The 17400-nt window shown below is 70.8% G+C and carries 18 protein-coding genes and 1 tRNA gene; 3 read left to right on the top strand and 16 right to left on the bottom strand.

Annotated elements, in window-relative coordinates:
* Positions 1-30 precede the first annotated feature (30 nt).
* Positions 31-1278: an acetyl-CoA C-acetyltransferase gene (locus AB0M47_RS11065; protein WP_363411696.1), complete on the top strand. Its 1248-nt coding sequence runs from the start codon at positions 31-33 to the stop codon at positions 1276-1278.
* Positions 1279-1419: 141 nt separating this feature from the next.
* Here AB0M47_RS11065 and AB0M47_RS11060 read toward each other — a convergent pair whose 3' ends face one another.
* Together AB0M47_RS11060 and AB0M47_RS11055 are read right to left on the bottom strand one after the other, a co-directional pair.
* Complete coding sequence (locus AB0M47_RS11060) at positions 1420-1713, bottom strand: hypothetical protein (RefSeq protein ID WP_363411694.1); 294 nt, start codon at positions 1711-1713, stop codon at positions 1420-1422.
* Between the two features lies 1 nt (position 1714).
* Positions 1715-1795 (bottom strand) — tRNA-Leu (locus tag AB0M47_RS11055).
* Between the two features lie 60 nt (positions 1796-1855).
* Between AB0M47_RS11055 and AB0M47_RS11050 the strand changes: the two genes are divergently transcribed.
* Positions 1856-3670, top strand: a complete 1815-nt coding sequence (locus tag AB0M47_RS11050; RefSeq protein WP_363411692.1) for a hypothetical protein — start codon at positions 1856-1858, stop codon at positions 3668-3670.
* Between the two features lie 68 nt (positions 3671-3738).
* On the opposite strand, the gene AB0M47_RS11045 is transcribed toward AB0M47_RS11050, so the two are convergent.
* The 14 genes from AB0M47_RS11045 to eno form a co-directional block, all read right to left on the bottom strand.
* Positions 3739-5127 carry an NAD(P)/FAD-dependent oxidoreductase gene (locus AB0M47_RS11045; protein ID WP_363411691.1) on the bottom strand — a complete coding sequence of 463 codons (1389 nt, stop codon included), beginning with the start codon at positions 5125-5127 and terminating at the stop codon, positions 3739-3741.
* A 71-nt stretch (positions 5128-5198) separates the two neighbouring features.
* Positions 5199-5756 carry a hypothetical protein gene (locus AB0M47_RS11040; RefSeq protein ID WP_363411689.1) on the bottom strand — a complete coding sequence of 186 codons (558 nt, stop codon included), beginning with the start codon at positions 5754-5756 and terminating at the stop codon, positions 5199-5201.
* On the bottom strand, positions 5753-7108 hold the full coding sequence (locus AB0M47_RS11035; RefSeq protein ID WP_363411776.1) for a DUF58 domain-containing protein: 1356 nt from the start codon (positions 7106-7108) through the stop codon (positions 5753-5755). The genes AB0M47_RS11040 and AB0M47_RS11035 overlap by 4 nt, the downstream gene beginning before the upstream one ends.
* A 59-nt stretch (positions 7109-7167) precedes the next feature.
* On the bottom strand, positions 7168-8259 hold the full coding sequence (locus tag AB0M47_RS11030; protein ID WP_363411687.1) for a MoxR family ATPase: 1092 nt from the start codon (positions 8257-8259) through the stop codon (positions 7168-7170).
* A complete protein-coding gene (locus tag AB0M47_RS11025) occupies positions 8256-8816 on the bottom strand; it encodes a hypothetical protein (protein ID WP_363411685.1) in 561 nt (186 codons plus the stop codon). The genes AB0M47_RS11030 and AB0M47_RS11025 overlap by 4 nt, the downstream gene beginning before the upstream one ends.
* Before the next feature lie 70 nt (positions 8817-8886).
* Positions 8887-9576, bottom strand: a complete 690-nt coding sequence (locus AB0M47_RS11020) for a DUF4129 domain-containing protein (RefSeq protein WP_363411683.1) — start codon at positions 9574-9576, stop codon at positions 8887-8889.
* A complete protein-coding gene (locus AB0M47_RS11015; protein ID WP_363411681.1) occupies positions 9573-10277 on the bottom strand; it encodes a uracil-DNA glycosylase in 705 nt (234 codons plus the stop codon). The genes AB0M47_RS11020 and AB0M47_RS11015 overlap by 4 nt, the downstream gene beginning before the upstream one ends.
* A gap of 165 nt (positions 10278-10442) precedes the next feature.
* Positions 10443-11117: a dienelactone hydrolase family protein gene (locus AB0M47_RS11010; RefSeq protein WP_363411679.1), complete on the bottom strand. Its 675-nt coding sequence runs from the start codon at positions 11115-11117 to the stop codon at positions 10443-10445.
* A 197-nt stretch (positions 11118-11314) separates the two neighbouring features.
* On the bottom strand, positions 11315-12565 hold the full coding sequence (locus AB0M47_RS11005; RefSeq protein ID WP_363411677.1) for an MFS transporter: 1251 nt from the start codon (positions 12563-12565) through the stop codon (positions 11315-11317).
* Positions 12566-12583: 18 nt separating this feature from the next.
* Positions 12584-13498: a Ppx/GppA phosphatase family protein gene (locus tag AB0M47_RS11000; protein ID WP_363411675.1), complete on the bottom strand. Its 915-nt coding sequence runs from the start codon at positions 13496-13498 to the stop codon at positions 12584-12586.
* On the bottom strand, positions 13495-14004 hold the full coding sequence (locus tag AB0M47_RS10995) for an amino-acid N-acetyltransferase (protein WP_363411673.1): 510 nt from the start codon (positions 14002-14004) through the stop codon (positions 13495-13497). Before AB0M47_RS10995 ends, AB0M47_RS11000 begins: the two co-directional genes overlap by 4 nt.
* On the bottom strand, positions 13997-14512 hold the full coding sequence (locus AB0M47_RS10990; protein WP_253760098.1) for a DUF501 domain-containing protein: 516 nt from the start codon (positions 14510-14512) through the stop codon (positions 13997-13999). Before AB0M47_RS10990 ends, AB0M47_RS10995 begins: the two co-directional genes overlap by 8 nt.
* An 84-nt stretch (positions 14513-14596) precedes the next feature.
* Positions 14597-15127, bottom strand: a complete 531-nt coding sequence (locus AB0M47_RS10985; protein ID WP_363411671.1) for a septum formation initiator family protein — start codon at positions 15125-15127, stop codon at positions 14597-14599.
* A gap of 66 nt (positions 15128-15193) precedes the next feature.
* Positions 15194-16501 (bottom strand): phosphopyruvate hydratase, encoded by a 1308-nt coding sequence (gene eno, locus AB0M47_RS10980; RefSeq protein WP_363411669.1) that lies wholly within the window; start codon positions 16499-16501, stop codon positions 15194-15196.
* Between the two features lie 193 nt (positions 16502-16694).
* Between eno and AB0M47_RS10975 the strand changes: the two genes are divergently transcribed.
* Positions 16695-17387 (top strand): hypothetical protein, encoded by a 693-nt coding sequence (locus AB0M47_RS10975; protein WP_363411667.1) that lies wholly within the window; start codon positions 16695-16697, stop codon positions 17385-17387.
* Positions 17388-17400: the final 13 nt, after the last annotated feature.

Genomic DNA, 17400 nt, shown 5'->3' with positions numbered 1-17400 from the left:
GGTTAGTTACTCGCCAGTAGGGTTGGAACCATGACTGAAGCCGTCATCGTCGCCACCGCCCGCTCCCCCATCGGCCGGGCCGTCAAGGGCTCGCTGCGCGACCTGCGTGCGGACGACCTCACCACGACCATCATCCAGGCGGCGCTGGCCAAGGTGCCCCAACTGGACCCACGTTCCATCGACGACCTCTACCTCGGCTGTGGCATGCCCGGCGGCGAGCAGGGCCACCAGATGGCGAAGGTGGTCTCCACCCTGCTCGGCATGGACTTCCTGCCCGGTGCGACGGTCACGCGCTACTGCGCCTCGTCGCTCCAGACCACCCGGATGGCCTTCCACGCCATCAAGGCCGGCGAGGGTGACATCTTCGTCTCCGCCGGCGTGGAGATGGTCTCCCGCTTCGCCCGGGGCAGCTCCGACGGCCTGCCGCCCGAGGCACAGGCGCTCGTCGGCGGCTCGTGGCGCAATCCGAAGTTCGACGCGGCCGTGCAGCGCACCGCCCAACGGGCGCAGGGCGGCACCGAGCCGTGGCACGACCCGCGCGAGGACGGCGAACTGCCCGACATCTACATGGCCATGGGGCAGACCGCGGAGAACCTCGCCGACCTGCACGGCATCACCCGCGCCGACATGGACGAATTCGGCGTACGCAGCCAGAACCTGGCCGAGAAGGCGATCGCGGACGGCTTCTGGGCGCGCGAGATCACGCCGGTGACGACGCCGGACGGCACCGTCGTGAGCGGCGACGACGGCCCCCGGCCGGGCGTGACGCTGGAGGCGGTCAGCGGACTCAAGCCGGTCTTCCGGCCCGACGGCCGGGTCACGGCCGGCAACTGCTGCCCGCTGAACGACGGCGCGGCCGCTGTCGTGATCATGTCCGACGCCAAGGCTCGCGAACTGGGCATCACGCCGCTGGCCCGGATCGTCAGCACCGGCGTGACGGCGATGAGCCCCGAGATCATGGGCATCGGGCCGGTCGGCGCGACCCGGCAGGCGCTCGCCCGGGCCGGGATGACCATCGACGACATCGACCTGGCCGAGATCAACGAAGCCTTCGCGGCTCAGGTCATCCCGTCCTATCGGGAACTCGGGCTGCCCCTCGACAAGGTCAACGTCAACGGCGGTGCGATCGCGGTCGGCCACCCGTTCGGCATGACCGGCGCCCGCATCACCAACACGCTGATCAACTCGCTTCAGTGGCACGACAAGCAGTTCGGCCTGGAGACGATGTGCGTCGGCGGCGGTCAGGGCATGGCCATGATCCTCGAACGCCTCAGCTGACCGGTCCGCGTCACCGGGCACGGCGTCGCCGGGCACGGCGTCACCGGCAGATCAGGGATGTGCCTGCGATCTTGGCCCAAGATTCCAGGCATATCCCTGATCCGCCGCCCAAAAAACCGCCCAAGGCCGCCGGGAAGGCCGTCACAGGGCGAGGCGCGTGGAGCGGATGTCCGCGGCGAGCGCGTCGGCGACAGCACCGGTGGGAGCGATGGCGAGCAGGTCGGCGACGATGACGCGGACCTGGTCGGCGAGGACGGTGTCGGCGAGCCGGGGCACGGGTCGGCGCGGCTGACCCTCGGCGGCGGCTGCCGCGTCCGCCAGTCGCTGCACCAAGGCGTACACGGCGTCGCCGCGGCCGGACCAGCGGGCCGGGGTCCAATGCGTCACCTGCCGGACGAGCAGGTCGGCCTGGCCGGCCAAAGTTTCCGTCTCCATGTGCCCAGGGCGGGATTCGAACCCGCACGCCTTGCGGCAGCCGGGTTTAAGCCAGCCGTGTCTGCCGTTCCACCACCTGGGCGCAGCGCAATCACCGTAACGCAGAACTACCGGATCCCCGTAGTCACGGTAGGGTCGCACCGTGACGCGCACCGCTCCGCTCCGCACGCCACTCCGGGATTCGGTGGAGGCTCCGGCTCCTGACATCACCGAGGGATTGCGCGACCGCCTGATCAAGGTGGTCCGCCGGTCGTGGCTGCGCGACGTCGTGGTGATGGCGGTGTTCGCCGGGTTCGCCCTCTGGCTGGTCCACGATCTGCTCGCCGACCCCCACGGCCGCGCGCTCGGGCAGAACCCGACCGATCAGGCGCTCTACGAGTGGTTCCTGGCGTACGACACACACATCTGGACCGGCGACTTCAGTCTCGTCACCGACCGGCTCAACTCGCCGGACGGCGTGAACCTGCTCGCCAACACGACGGTGATCGCGCTCGGGACGGTGCTAGCCCCGATCACGCTGCTGTTCGGCGCGCCCGTCACGTTCGCCCTCCTCGTCCCGATCAACCTGGCCGGCACGGCGATCGCCTGGTACCTGCTCTTCTCGCGTACGTTGCGGGCCGGTCGGTTCGCCTCGGCGGTCGGCGCGGCGCTCTGCGGGTTCGCGCCGGGCATGATCTCGCAGTCCAACGCCCATCTCCACATCACGGCCCAGTGGCTGGTCCCGGCCATGGTCTGGGCGGTCGTGCGGATGTGGCGCGCGGCGCAGGCGGGCGAGCGCAACCGCGCCGTCGTCAGCGGCCTCGTCCTCGCGGTCCTGGTCACCCTCCAGGTCCTCATCGGCGAGGAGACGCTCTTCCTCACGGCGCTCACGCTTCTGGTCATCACCATCGTGTACGCGGTGATGCAGCGACCGGCTCGCGCCGACATCGGACGGTTCCTGGCCGGCTTGGGCGTCGCGACCGGCGTCGCCGCGGCGTTGCTGGCCGGCCCGCTGCTGACCCAGTTCGCCGGGCGGCAGAGCGTGCCGGACGGCCCGTTCAGCCCCGACTACTTCTACGCCGACCTGGCCAGCTTCGGGGCCTTCTCGCCGCTGTCGATCGCGGGCTCGCCGGACAGCCTGCGGTTGTCCACGGGCTATACCGAGCTGAACACGTTCCTCGGCTGGCCGCTGCTGATCGTGACCGTCGTGGCGATCATCTGGCTGCGCCGTCAGGCCATCGCGGTCGCCTGCGCGGTCGCGACGCTGATCATGTGCGCGCTGTCGCTCGGCCCGCAGATCGTGATCGACCGCGAGAAGACCGGCATCCCCGGGCTCTACCGGATCATCCACGGTCTGCCGATCGTGGACGGCGCGCTGCCGATGCGGTTCGCGCTCGCGGCCGTCCCGCTCATCGCGATCCTGCTGGTCCTCCTCATCGAGGAGGTACGCACCCGGCCCACCCCGATGCTGCGGTACGGCGTACCGGCGCTGGTCCTGGCTTCGCTGGCGCCGTTGCTGCCCATGACGCTGCCGACGACGGAGCGCCCTGCCGTTCCCCGTTTCTACAGCGAAGGCCACTGGCGGGAGTGCGCGCCGGAAGGCGGGGTGATCGTGCCGGTGCCGATCGCCACCCCACCGGCGCCGGAGCCCATGCGGTACGCCGTAGCCACCAACGTGGCCTTCGGGATGCCCGAGGGCTTCTTCATCGGGCCGTACGGGCGGTCCCGCCGGGCTTCGATCGGCACCTTCAAGCGGCCGACGTCGCTGCTCATCGCGGACGTCGCCAAGACCGGGCGGGCGCGCGACGTCAACGACACCGATCGGGCGCTGGCTCGCCGCGACCTGGCGTACTGGAAGGCCGACTGCGTCGTGCTGACCGCCACCCCGCACGAAGAAGCCCTGCTGATGACGATGAACCGGCTGCTCGGCCCGGGTGAGCAGATCGCCGACGCCACCGTCTGGCGCATCAAGCGCTGACCGCGACCTCCAACACGAAGGCGCTGGATCAGGGATTCCTGATCCAGCGCCTTCAACGGCAGGCGAGGTTAGACGCCGACCTTTTCGCGTACGGGAGGAACCGGCACGGTCGCGACTCGCGGCGGGGTCGTCGCGGCGGCCTCGTCGAACGGCTGGTGCGGCGTGTGCAGGCTGCCCAGCGGCACGACCTCCCGGCGGAGGAAGAGCGCCAGGGTCCAGTCGGCGATCACGCGGACCTTCCGGTTGACCGAGGGGATCCGGCTCATGTGGTAGGTCCGGTGCATCATCCAGGCCGGCCAGCCCTTGAGCTTCACGCCGTAGACGTGCGCCACGCCCTTGTGCAGGCCGAGGCTGGCCACGCTGCCGACGTGCTTGTGCCGGTACGGCTTGAGGCCGCTGCCCCGGACCGACGCCCGGATGTTGTCCGCCATGCGCTTGGCCTGGCGTACCGCGTGCTGGGCGCTCGGGGAGCAGAACGGAAGCTGCCCGTTCTGGTCCGGCGTACCGGTGATGTCGGGGACCGCCGCGCAGTCGCCCGCGCTCCACGCGCCGTCGATGATCCGGTCGCCGTCGACGACCTGGAGGGTCGGCAGGCAGGTGACCGCGCCGCGCTGGTTGCGGGGCAGGTCGGTCGCCTCCAGCATCGGGCTGGGCTTGACGCCGGCCGTCCAGACCAGGGTGTCGGTGACGAACTCGTCGCCGTCGGACAGCTTCACGAGGCCGTCGACGCACGACTCCAGGCGGGTGTCCAGGCGGACGTCGATGCCACGCTTGGTCAACTGCTCCGCCGTGTACGCGCCCATCTCCGGGCCGACCTCGGGCAGGATGCGCCGGGCCGCCTCGACCAGCACCCACCGGGCGTCGTCCGGGGACAACTCGGGGTAGTACCGGTTGATGGCGTCGCGAACCATGTCCTCCATCTCGGCCAGCGCCTCGATGCCGGCGAAGCCGCCGCCGACGAAGACGAAGGTCAGCGCCCGGCTGCGGACGGCGGGGTCGGTCGTGCTGGCGCCGACGTCGAGCCGGTCGAGCACGTGGTTGCGCAGCCAGATGGCCTCGCCGATGGTCTTGAAGCCGACGCCGGTCTCGCGCAGGCCGGGGATCGGCAAGGTACGCGAGACGCTGCCGGGGGCCACGATGACGTGGTCGTACTCCAGCTCCAGCGCCGGGCCGACGTAGGGCTGCACGGTCGCCGTCTTGGCGCCGTGCGAGATCTTGGTGACCTCACCGGCAACGATCTTGCACTTCTTCAGCTCCCGCCGGATGGGCACGACGGAGTGCCGGGGGGAGATGTTGCCGGCCGCCGCCTCGGGGAGGAACGGCTGGTAGGTCATGTGTGGCTGGGGATCGACGATGATCACCTCAGCCTCGCGGGAACTGAGCTTGCGAGACAGGCGGAGGGCCGCGTAGAGCCCGACATGTCCGGCACCGACCACAAGGATGCGCTGAGGCTTCACGAGAACTATTTTCCCGCGTCTTTGTGTCAGTGCCGATTCAGCAAGGCAACTTGTGACCACGCACACGCAGGTCAGCCGCGTGCGCGTACCAGTCTGACCCCCACCGTGACCAGGGCGACCGCGGCTGCGAGGCCGAGCAGCGAGGCGATCGCCGCCCCGTTGAACCCGGCGAGCGCCGAGATGCCGACGAGCAGAGCGAGAGAGATCACAGCCGATGCCGCGACGACCGCGAGCGCCCGGACGAACCACCGGACGAGGACCTCGGGCGTGACCACCGCGTCGTACGGGATGAGCGCGGCGAGCGTGGCCGACGAGTGCGCCAGGTAGAGCAGGCTGCCGAAGGCGACCAGTTCGAGCGGCGAGATCTGGTCCAGCCGCCCGAGCCAGGCCGCGCCCCAGCCGACCGCGGCCAGGAGCAGCACCACCGTGACGATCCGGCTGCCCGGTGCCAGCGCGACCACCAGGGCCAAGACGGCGGCGGCCAAGATCGGCCGCGGCCCGAACAGGAACGACGGGATGGCCATGACCAGGCACGCCGTGGTGAGGACGAAGACCGCGCCCCGGACCAGGAGCGTGGCCGGGGTGATTCGGGACACCGCGGTCAGGACGCGCTCGAAGTACCCGTTCATCGGCGCGCTCCCTGAGCTCGGCCGGCCATCCGGGCCACGTCCCGGAGCACGAGGTCGAGGCTGCCCGTGCCGGCCCACGCCACCACCGGTACGCCGTGCTCCCGCAGCTGGCCGATCGTGTTGGCCCGTTCGAGCTGCCAGATGCCGTACGCCGACTGGGTCCATGGTCCGGTCGTCGCCGGATGCAGGCCGGGGGGCAGCGTGTCGACCGTGACGACCGAGCGGCCGGCCCGGGCCAACCCGGCGACCATGTCGGCCGACCGGGCGTCGAGCAGCGGCGTCATCACCACGACCAGGGCGTTCGGCGAGATCGCCGTCGACATCCGGCTCTCCCCCGGCACGCGTACGACCTGGCGGGGTGAGACGTCGAGGAGCCACTCCAGCACCATCATGTACTGCCGACGACCGGACGCCGGACGCAACCGGCGCGCGCCGGCGCCGTACTCGATCATCGAGACGCGGTCGCCCAACGTCAGGTAGTGCTCGGCGATCGCGGCGCTCGCGCGGACGGTGATATCCATCACGCTAGATTTTCTGACTGCACTACCGGCGGCTCGCCCAAGAGGCTCCCCGGCGCCGGCTCCACCGGAGACGCCGGCCTCGGCGAGCAGATCGAGCACGAGGACGACCTCGGCGTCGCGGTCGGACAACGTGCGCGCGACGTGCAACTGCCTCGTCCGCAGCGTGGTCCGCCAGTCGATGCGCCGCAGCCGGTCGCCCGGCCCGAAGACGCGTACGCCGGCCAGTTCGCCGCCCTCACCCGGCCGTCGCGACCGATGCTGCCCGACCAGGCCCGCGGCCCGTGGCATCGCGTCGTCGGCGGCGAACGCCTCGGTCACCGGGAACACCTTGAAGCCGAGCGAACCCGTCACGACCGCGCGGCAGGCGAGCAGACCTCCGCAGGCCACCGCGACCGCCGCCGCCGGGCCGATGCTGTGCCGCCCCCAGCGTCTCGCCGGCCCGGCCAGCACCACCGCCGCCGCCTCGTTGCTGTTCAGCGCCGCCACCACGGGCCGGTCCGGCTTGGCGCCCGAACCTTCCGCGGTCAGCTCCAGCCACGCCGAGTGCTGGGTCCGGGCGATCGCGATGTCGTACGCCACCACGTCGCGGTTCGCCATCGTGAGGGTGGTCGTCAGCGAGCTGCCCTCGGTCGCGTACTCCTCGCTGGTCGCCAGGCGCAGACCGGGCACGGAGGTCGGCCGCCGGGACAGCCCCCAGGCGACGCTCAGGGCGAACGGGACCGCCAGGACGACCAGGTCGACCCGGCCGAACAGGGCGGCCGCGACCAGCAGCAACCCGATGAGCAGCAGGGCACGGCCCAGCGCCCGGGTCGGGTGCCAGTCCTGGGCCACTTCCTCCGGGGGAGCCGCCGGCGGGGGCGTACGCGGAACGGCCGGTCGTAGCGCCAAGGTCAGCCTCGCGCCGGGTAACGGTAGGGGTCGGCCGGCTCGTCGGACTCGGCGTACTCCCACTCCTCGCCCTGCGGCCGGGCGGGGCTCGGCCGGGGGCCGGGCGCACCGGCCTGCCCGTACGCGGGCAGCGCTCCGCTCGCCGGGGCCGGCGTCGACGCGAGCACGTCGGTGACCACCGAACCGGGGTCGACCCGCTTCAGCCACATCTCCGGCCGCAGCGTGATCCGGTGAGCCAGCGCCGGGACGGCGACCTCCTTGACGTCCTCCGGGATGACGTAGTCGCGGCCGGCCATCGCCGCCCGCGCCCGCGCCAGCAGCATCAACGCGAGCGAGCCTCGGGGCGATGCGCCGACCAACACCGACGGGTGCGAGCGGGTCGCCGCGGTCAGCGCGACGATGTATTGCCCGATGGAGTCCTCGACCTCGACGGTCTCCAACGCGGCCTGCATCTGCAACAGGGTCGCCGCGTCGACCACCGGCTCGACGACGGCCTCCTCACGCTGGCGCGCCATCCGGCGGCGCAGCACGCTCCACTCCTCGGCGGCGTCCGGGTAGCCGAAGCTGACCCGCAGCAGGAACCGGTCGAGCTGGGCCTCGGGCAGCGGGTAGGTACCCTCGTACTCGATCGGGTTGGCCGTGGCGAGCACGTGGAACGGCGCCTCCAGCCGATAGGTCACGCCCTCGACCGAGACCTGCTTCTCCTGCATCGCCTCGAGGAGCGCCGCCTGCGTCTTCGGCGGCGTCCGGTTGATCTCGTCGGCGAGCAGCAGATTCGTGAAGATCGGTCCGGCCCGGAAGGTGAAGTCGTGACTGCGCTGGTCGTAGAGGAACGACCCGGTCACGTCGGCGGGCAGCAGGTCCGGAGTGAACTGCAGCCGCCGGAAGTCGAGCCCTAGCGCCTGCGCGAACATCCGCGCGGTCAGCGTCTTACCCAGTCCGGGCAGGTCCTCCAGCAGCACGTGACCACCGGCGAGGATGCCCGCGAAGACCAGCTCCAGGGCGGCGCGCTTGCCGACCACGACGGTGCCGACCTGGTCGAGCACCTGCGCCGCGACCCGGCCGACCTCGACCGGGGTGAGGTTCTTCGTCATATCCGCTCCATCCAGGCGATCAGATTGGCCAGCTCCCGAGGGGCCGGCGGACGGCGTACCGGGGCGGACAGGAATGTCCACAGTGGCTCGCCGACGATGTTCCGGGCGCGAGCCGGGTCGGACTCGCGCGTGATGCCGTGCCGCTGGCGCAGTCGTTCGTCGACGATCTCGCCGAGCGCCGGGATCACCTTACGGTTGAACGCACTCGCGTCGGCGTGACACCAGTCCAGCCGTGCCTCCCACCGCTTCACGGCGTGGCGCAGCCCGTCGGGGGTGCTGTCCGGCAGGTGGCGGCGGCCGGCGGCGCGGGACGGCAACGGCGGGCGTACCTGGCGGACGGCGATGTAGACGAGAACGAGAGCACAGCTCACGAGGAAGATGAACCACGCCGGCGCGTCGAGCTTGGCCGTACGCAGGGCGGCCACGCCGACAAACGTCAACGCGAGCGCGGCTCCGAAGGCCTTCGCGTACGCGGCCACGGGCCGGCCGGATCGCTGTGGGCGCTCCTCGTCCTCGTACGCCCCGCCGAGAAGTTCGTCGATACTGGACTGGCTCATGCGATCACCGTCCTGCGGCCGGCGACCGCATGAGCGAGGCTGCGCTTGATGATGCTCGACCTCTGGTCGTTCATGCCGGTCGCTCCGCTCCCAGCTCGTCCCGCAGCAGCCGCAACGCGGCCCGCGCGTCGTCACGGGTGGCCGTCGTGACCGGGTGCGGCGAGTAGCGCGCCTCGCGGTAGACGGCGGCGAAATCGTTGAGCACCGTCGGGTTGATCGCCCGGGAGTCGAGCAACCGCACCACGAGGTCCGTCGAGGTGTCGCCCGGCTTGCGCGGTACGCCCGCCGCCTCGGCCGCCCGTTCCAGGCGGACCCAACAGGCGATGACCGCCCGCCGGGGATCCCCGTCGTCGTCCAGCTCGACGAGTCCCTGGTCGACTGCGGCCAGCAACTCCTCGGTCGTCTGTCGCCGCGTCGGGCGTACCCCTGGGGCGTCGAAGCGAACGCGGCGCTGAGCCACCCCGCGGATCATGAGCACCACGAGCAGGACGACTATCGCGACCACCAGGAGCAGGCAGATGGCCTGGACCGCGAGGATCAACGCCGGGGAGACCTCGATCCGCTGTGCGGCGGCGCCCGGAGTCCGCGGCGGTTGTTGGGAGGCGAGATGCGGGTCCCAGGTCGGCGGCGGCTCGTTGACGGAGTCGCCCTGCAACGGCGCCGGGCGCAACGGCAGGGAGCCGGTGGCCGCGGCGAACCCCGCGATCACCAGCAGGGCCACCGCCGCCGTCAGCGGCCAGAAGCGGCGCAGCACCTTCACCCCCGCGACTCCTCTCCGGCGAGCGACCGAGCCTGCCGGAACACGTCGTCCAGCATGGCGGGTGTGAGACGTCCGGTAAAGGTGTTCTGTTGCGACACGTGGTAGCAACCGAGGACGACCGGTTGTCCGGGCGTGCGATGGACCGCGCCATGGCCGAACCGTGGGCGAGGCGATGGCGGCCGTACGCCATAGACCGGTTCCTGCGCCTGCCACCACGCCGCCCAGCCGAACGCGCCGAGCGTGACCACGACCCGGAGATCGGGCAGATCGCGAATCTCGCGGTGGAGCCAGTGCGCGCAGTTGTCGCGTTCGGAGGTCTCCGGCTTGTTCGCGGGCGGGGCGCACTTCACCGGCGCGGTGATCCGAGTCTTGACGAGCCGCAGATCGTCGTCGGCGCTCAGGCTGACCGGCTTGGTCGCCAGCCCGGCGCGGTAGAGCGCCGCGTAGAGGACCTCACCGCTCCGGTCGCCGGTGAACATGCGGCCCGTACGGTTCGCCCCGTGTGCGGCCGGCGCGAGCCCCAAGATCAGGATGCGGGCGTCGCTCGGGCCGAAGCCGGGCACGGGACGACCCCAATAGGTCTGGTCCCGGAACGCCGCGCGTTTCTCCCGCGCGACCTTCTCGCGCCACTCGACCAGCCGGGGACAGGCTCGGCAGTGGGTGACCTGCTCGTCCAATACGGCTAAGTCGGCGACGGTCACCGGCACAGCCTAGCCGTCAGGGCGCTGGGGTCGTGCCCCCAACGCACGTAAAGCGGCCCCCGCCCCGCACGTAAAGCCGGGCGTACCTGGAACGCCCGGGTTCCAGGTACGTAAAGCGGCCCCCGGGGAAGGAGAATCGGGGGCCGCAAGTCCTTTGCTGGAGTCCTACAGGGTGCTGCGGAAGAAGTCCAGCGTTCGCGCCCACGACAGGGTCGCGGCCTCCCGATGGTAGTGCTCAGGCCGGTCGTCGTTGAAGAAGGCGTGGTCGGTGCCGGGGTAGTCGTACACCGTCGCGGTGCCGCCCGCCTCCTCGATGCCCTTGACCGCGGCCTGAATGTGCGGCGCGGTCGACGTGCCGTCCTCCGCCGCGCAATGGATCAGCACCGGCTTACCGGCGTACGCCGACCATTGGGGGGCGAGCTTCTCCGTGTAACCACCCGGGTAGAACGCCGTCACCGCGGCGATCTGCTCCGGGGCGACCGTCGCCGACCACAGCGCCAGGCTGCCCCCGGCGCAGAAGCCCACCACGCCGACCCCGCCCGTGACCTGCGGCAGCTCCCGCAGGTACGCCGCCGCCCCGGCGATGTCGGCCGCCGCCTGTGGCAACGCCAACTGCATCAGGAGCCGGCGAGCCTCATCCGGCTCGGTCGTGTTCTCACCGTGGTAGAAGTCCGGGGCGAGCGCGACGAAACCGGCCTCGGCGAACCGATCGGCCAACCCGGTGATGTGCGAGACCAGTCCCCACCACTCCTGGATGACCAGAACCGCCGGACCGTCACCGGCGTCCGGCAGCGCGAGGTAGCCCTCGCTGCCCGAACCGAAGCTCACCTTTTCGCCCACGGATGGGTCCTCCTGTCGGTCAGACGTCGTTGGCTGTTCGCCCAGGGTCAGGACGTGTTGGGCGTAGCCAACCACGCCCTACCCACCCAGGGGAAGGCGTCAGATGTAAAAGTCACGGTCCTCACGTGCCGAATTCCGCGGCTCGACGGCGCTGACGGCGTGTCACGTGCGGCGACTCGCTGTGAGCGTAGACGGCGTCACACTGAGGCTGCTTCCACCAACGGTTCCGCCGCCGGCGCGGGCGTGTTGTCGAGGTTGCGCACGGCGGGAACGAGCGCCATCCCGAGCACGGCGACCAGGCTCAGCACTCCCGCGCCGACCAACGCGGCCGGGGTGCCGATGGCAGCGGCGACCGGTCCCGCCACGGCCTGCCCGATCGGCACGGCCACGATCGAGCCGAGCATGTCCCATGAGTAGACGCGGGCCAGCAGGTCGGCTGGGACGTGCCGTTGCATGCTCGTCTCCCAGGAGACCCCGAAGATCTCGATGCCGATCCCGGCCAGCAGGTTCAGCCCGATCAGCAGCGGGGCGTACGGGGTGAGGCCGAGGCCCAGCAGCACCGGGGCGACCGGAGCCATCGCGATCACGCCGACCAGCAGGAAGCGGCGTACCTTGAGGCGCAGGGCGATCAGCCCACCGAGGGCGAGCCCGGCGAGTTCGGCCGCGACGACCAGCCCCCACGCCGTACGCCCGAAGTGCTCGTCGGCGACGGACGGGCCGAGCACCGACAGCCCGGCGGACAGCATCATGTTGAGGACGCAGAATCCGGCCACCACCGCCCACAGCCAGGGCCGGGCGACGAACTCACGCCAGCCGACCCGCAACTCGTGCAGTGTGGAGGCCCGTTCTCCGGTCGAGGCGGCCCGGACCGACGGCACCCGGATGAAGGCGAAGAACACCCCGGCCAGAGCGAAGGACGCCGCGTCGATGGCGATGCTCCAGCCGGAGCCGAACGCCGCGACGAGCAGACCGCCGACGGCCGCGCCGCCGATGCCGACGACGTTGACCGACAGCCGGATGAGGGCGTTGGACTGCTGGCGGATCTCGTCCGGGACGACCTGACCGGCGATCGCCGACATCGCCGGGAAGGAGAAGGCCGCGACCAGTCCGTTCAGCGCGGCGAGGGCCATCAGCAGCCCGAACGTCGCCGTATGGGTGAACAACAGGATCGCGACCACGCCCTGGGTCAGCGCGGCCAGCGTGTTCGACCCGATCATGACCAGCCGCCGGGGCAGGCGGTCGGCGAGGACGCCGCCGAACAGGATGAAGACGACGTTCGTCAGGGATCGGGCTGCGACCACGAAACCGAGGTCGCGGACCGACCCGGTGAGGTCGAGGACGGCGAAGGCCAACGCCATCGGGGCGACCGAGTTGCCGAGCATGCTGCTAGTGCGGCCGAGCAACAGGTACCGGAAGGGGGCGTGGCGCAGCGGGGTGAGCGCGCTCATGATCGCTCACCCTACCGGCTACCGGAGGAGCGACAACGCGATCCCGTCGAGGATGTCGTGCTCAGAGGCGAGCACAGCGGACGAACCGGTCTTCTCCATGATCGTCCGGAGGATCAACGCCCCCGCGACGATGACGTCGACCCGGCCCGGATGCATCACGCCGATGCCCGCCCGCTGGTCGTGCGTCATCTCGGCCAGCCCGGCGGTGACCAGGGCGACCTCCTCCTTGCTCACCCGCGCCCGGTGGATCCGCTCCGACTGGTAGCTGGTCAGCCCCAGCGCGATCGCGGTCACCGTGGTCACCGATCCGGCCAGGCCGACCAGCGTGCGGGCCCGCGTACCGGGGACGACGGTCAAGGCGTGGTCGACGGCCTTGCCGATGTCGGCGGTCGCCGCTGCCAGCTCGTCCAGCTCCGGTGGGTCGCTTTGCAGGTGCCGCTCGGTCATCCGGACACAGCCGATGTCGACGCTGATCGCGCTGTTCACTCCGGCGTCGTCGCCCAGCACGAACTCGGTCGAGCCCCCGCCGATGTCCACCACCAGGAACGGCGGCTCGGCGTCCAGGCCCCGCACGGCGCCCGCGAAGGACAGCCGCGCCTCCTCCTCGCCGCTGACCACTTCCGGCTCGCTGCCCAGCGTCGCCAGCACCATGTCGTGAAAATCGGCGGCGTTCGCCGCATCCCGGGTCGCGCTGGTCGCGACCATGCGGACCGCGGTGACACCGGCCTCGTCGATTTCCGACTTGTACGCCGAGAGCGCAGCCCGGGTCCGTTCGATCGCCTCGGGAGCGAGCCGTCCGGTGGCGTCCACGCCTTGGCCGAGCCGGACGATCTCCATCCGGCGGCTGACGTCGGTCGACCGGTCACCGTCGAAGTCGGCGATGAGCAGCCGGATCGAGTTCGTGCCGCAGTCGATGGCGGCGACCCTCGTCATCGGGGCTCCAGGTGCAACAGCATGCGGGTGTTGCCGAGGGTGTTGGGCTTGACCCGTTCCAGTGCGAGGAACTCGGCCACACCTTCGTCGTACGACCGGAGCAGCTGCTCGTAGACGGCCGGTGGAACGGGTGCGCCGTCGATCTCGACGAAGCCGAACGAGCGGAAGAAGTCCGTCTCGAAGGTCAGCGCGAACAGCCGGCGTACGCCCAACTCCCGGGCCTGATCCAGGAGGGCGCTGACGATGGCGTGGCCGATCTTGCGCCCGCGCGCGGCCGGATCGACCGCGACGGTGCGTACCTCGGCGAGGTCCTCCCACATCACGTGGATCGCCCCGCACCCGACGACCTCGCCGTCCAGCTCGGCGACCCAGAACTCCTGGACGTCCTCGTAGAGCGTCACCGTCGCCTTGCTGAGCAGCCGCCGCTGCGGGGAGTAGACGTCGACGAGGCGGCGGATGCCGCGCACGTCACCGGTCCGGGCCCGCCGGACGATCGCCTCAGACACAGGGGCCGCCGCTCCACCACGGTTCGATCGTCTCGATCACCTCGTCGCCCATGGGGTTCACCCCGGGCCCGGCGGCCAGCGCGTGCCCGAGCTGCACGTGCAGGCACTTCACACGGCTGGGCATGCCGCCCGCGGAGACCCCCGCGATCTCGTCGACGTGCATGATCGCCTCACGCTTGGCGAGATAGTCCTCGTGTGCCCGCAGGTACGCCGACGCCAGCTCCGGATCGATGGCCAGCCGCGCCTGCTGATCCTTCATCAGGCCCTCGGACTCCAGCCGGCTGCACGCCGCGACCGCCCGGGGACAGGTCAGGTAGTACAGCGTGGGGAACGGCGTCCCGTCGTCCAACCGCGGGGTGGTCTCCACGACATCGGGATTGCCGCACGGGCAGCGATGCGCGACGGCGCGCGTCCCCCGGGGCGGGCGGCCGAGCTGACGGCCGACGACGTCGAGATCCTCAGCGGTGGCCGGCGTGCGTACCGGCAGCGGGACGAGGTCCCGGTCCATCTAGACCCCCATCAAGTTGCTGCTGTGCTATTTCTGTTCCGAGCCGGCGGCACTGCGACAAACGGCACCGCTCGGTCCTCGACGCTATTGGGTGTTCGAGCCGGCGGCGCCGACACTCCCCCACAGAGTCTCGTACCAAGGCCGGTCCGAGTTCTCAGCGGGCTCGGGCTGCACCCCGGCCTCGCGGGCGGCCCACTCCGGCGCCCAGATCGGGACCAGCGGCACCTCACCGGGGCGGACGTAGAACAGCCGCCGCCGTGCCTGGATCCGGACGTATTCCGGGTCGTCCCACTTCTGCCGGGTCTGCTCCAGCTCGGCGATGTGCGCCCGCTGCCGCGCCTGATCCGCCTGGAGCGCCGAGATCTCGTCCTGTTGGCCGAAATACACGCGCAACGGATACACGTACGCCAGAGCGAGCGCGACCAGCACGACGAGCAGGATCACGGCGCGCCCGGTCAACCGGCGCTGGCCCTTGGCGGTCGTCCGCGCGGCCGCTCCGGCCGAGACCGTCCGGCGCGCGGTGGCCGGCCGGGCCGCCGATCGGCCGCTTCGGGTGATCCGCGCGCCGGAGCGCCGTGCGGGTCCTTGCCCACTCGGCGTCCGGCGCTGCGTCATGCGTTCACCTTAGCCGGATCGATCTCTTCTCCGGCGGTCTCCTGCGCTCCCGGGAGCGTCAGCGAGTCAGCCCTTGTACCGAGGGAAGGCGGCCGCGCCCGCGTAGCGCGCGGCGTCGTCCAACTCCTCCTCGATGCGCAGGAGCTGGTTGTACTTGGCGACCCGGTCGGACCGGGCCGGAGCGCCGGTCTTGATCTGGCCGCACCCGGTCGCGACGGCGAGGTCGGCGATCGTGGTGTCCTCGGTCTCGCCGGACCGGTGGCTCATCATGCAGCGGTAACCGTTGCGGTGGGCCAGCTCGACCGCGTCGAGCGTCTCGGTCAGCGTGCCGATCTGGTTGACCTTCACCAGGACGGCGTTGGCCGCGCCCTCGGCGATGCCCCGGGCGATGCGCTGCGGGTTGGTGACGAACAGGTCGTCACCGACGATCTGCAGCTTCGAGCCGAGCTGCGCGGTGATCGACGACCAGCCCGCCCAGTCGTCCTCGGCCAGCGGGTCCTCGATCGACACGATCGGGTAGGACTCGGCCAGCTTCGCGTAGTAGGCGATCATCTCGTCGGTCGACTTCGGCGCGCCCTCAAAGATGTATCGCCCGTCGCTACCGCCGGAGGCGGTTCCGGCAGCTTCGTAGAACTCGGTCGCGGCGACGTCCATCGCCAGCACGATGTCCTTGCCCAGGGCGTACCCGGCGGCGGCGACGGCCTCCGCGATCAGGTCCAGGGCGGCGGCGTTGGAGGGCAGGTCGGGGGCGAAGCCGCCCTCGTCACCCAGGCCGGTGGACAGGCCCTTCTTCTTCAGGACCGCCTTGAGCGCGTGGTAGACCTCCGCGCCCGAGCGCAGCGCCTCGGCGAAGGTCGGCGCGCCGATCGGGGCGACCATGAACTCCTGGACGTCCACGTTGGAGTCCGCGTGCGCCCCGCCGTTGAGGATGTTCATCATCGGCACCGGCAGCAGGTGCGCGTTCGGACCGCCGAGGTAGCGGAACAGCGACAGCTCGGCGCTCTTGGCGGCGGCCTTGGCGACCGCCAGCGAGACGCCCAGCATCGCGTTCGCGCCGAGGTTGGACTTGTCCGGCGTGCCGTCCAGCTCCAGCATCTTGGCGTCGATCAGGCGCTGCTCGCTCGCCTCGTAGCCGATCAGCTCGTCGACGATCTTGTCGGTGATGTTGGCGACGGCCTTCTGCACGCCCTTGCCGCTGTACCGGCCCTTGTCACCGTCCCGCAGCTCCAGCGCCTCGAAGGCGCCGGTAGACGCGCCGGACGGGACGGCGGCGCGCTCGATGGTGCCGTCGTCGAGGCCGATCTCCACCTCGACGGTGGGGTTGCCCCGCGAGTCGAGAATCTCCCGTGCGACGAATCCCTCGATGGTGGCCACAGTGTTGCTCCTCGTGATGTCCGCTCTGGGCGCCGCGACTCTGCGGTGCAAATCACCCGCAGCCTATCGCGGCCCCGCCGACCGGACGCCGTTCGGCCAGGAGTACGCCGGCTGAACGGAGATTCTCCGCATTGTTTCGGGAATCGGACATCCACGTTGCGGCGAATCGATCTCATGAGCAAGGGTGAGTAGCGTGCGACCCGGGGAGCGCCGGTTACGGCGGCACAGCACTCTGCTCATCCTGGCCGGCCCGATCGTGGCCGGCCTGCTGGCCATGACCGGCTGCGGAGGCGGTACACCGCCGATCGACCGCACCGATCTGGTCAACGATCTCGCGGCCCGGCTCAATCAGCCGCCCGCCGCCGATTACACCGCCCGTTACCAGCTCGCCGGCGGGGCGATGGCGACGGTGACGCAGTCCAAGGAGCCCCGGCGAACGGCGTACCGGTGGACGGGGGGATCGATGATCTTGACCCCGCAGGCCACCACGAAGTGTTCCGGCGCTCCGGCCGTCTGCACGATGACTGCCGCTCCCGCTTCGGCCACCCCGCAGGCCGATGCCACTGAGCTGCTCAAACACGGCCTGTTGTCGGCGCAGAAGGTCAGCGCGCTGCTCACGGCGGCCGCCCTCGACCTGCGAAGCGACATCCAGCAGCGCGACACCACCATCGCCGGCCGCCCGGCCAGCTGCGTCGAGGTGAGCGGCGAGAAGAACGGCAAGAACTACGACTTCGAGGTCTGCGTGACCACCGACAACGTGCTCGGCAGCTTCATCGGCACGGTCGACGGAACGCCGATCGAGTTCGCGATGACGCAGTACAGCGCGAGCGCGGCGGAGGACTCGTTCGCCACGACCGAACCCCAGCCGTCGATCTCCGCCCTCTGATTCCCGCCACCCC

Source organism: Hamadaea sp. NPDC051192, assembly GCF_040682475.1.
Classification (GTDB): Bacteria; Actinomycetota; Actinomycetes; order Mycobacteriales; family Micromonosporaceae; genus Hamadaea; species Hamadaea flava.
Note: the sequence above shows the minus strand (reverse complement) of the source record. Positions and strands in the feature narration are given on the sequence as shown.